Source organism: Candidatus Avoscillospira sp. LCP25S3_F1, assembly GCF_052117125.1.
Taxonomy (GTDB): Bacteria; Bacillota; Clostridia; order Oscillospirales; family Oscillospiraceae; genus Avoscillospira_A.
This window is the reverse complement of the sequence record NZ_JBQKJT010000073.1, coordinates 1-499: the sequence shown is the minus strand read 5'-3', so window position 1 is coordinate 499 and position 499 is coordinate 1. Positions and strand designations below refer to the sequence as shown.

Sequence of the window (499 nt, the reverse complement as noted above, 5' to 3'; positions counted from 1 at the left end):
AGGAGATGCCTCCCCGGCACATTATGCGGTATTAGCAGAAGTTTCCCTCTGTTGTCCCCCACTGAAAGGCAGGTTGCTCACGCGTTACTCACCCGTCCGCCACTGTCCTCTAAATCAGTTGTCCGAAAACTCCGTCATTAGATTCTCGTTCGACTTGCATGTGTTAGGCACGCCGCCAGCGTTCGTCCTGAGCCAGGATCAAACTCTCAATAAAATGGTATTAAAACGACTCTTTCAAGCCGATTCAATCAATCATTCCATCAAGTATTCGCTCTAGCAATTACTCAAGAAATTTCGTTGGCTAAATCTTGTACTTTGAACAAAATTTATCCGCCAGTTTTTCGAAACTGGCAAAATCAATTGTCCAAGGTGCTTCGTCATGTTTTCACGTTGTTTAATTTACAAGGTACACACACCGCTGAGCGGTCGTTCGTGAGATTCATTTTATCACAACTTTTTACGTTTGTCAAGAACTTTTTTCAAAGTTTTTTCAAACTTT

At 42.5% G+C, this 499-nt stretch carries 1 rRNA gene; it reads right to left on the bottom strand.

Going from position 1 to position 499, the window contains the following annotated elements:
* A 16S ribosomal RNA gene (locus ACTQ33_RS17155) occupies window positions 1-214 on the bottom strand; the annotation flags it as partial.
* Window positions 215-499: the final 285 nt, after the last annotated feature.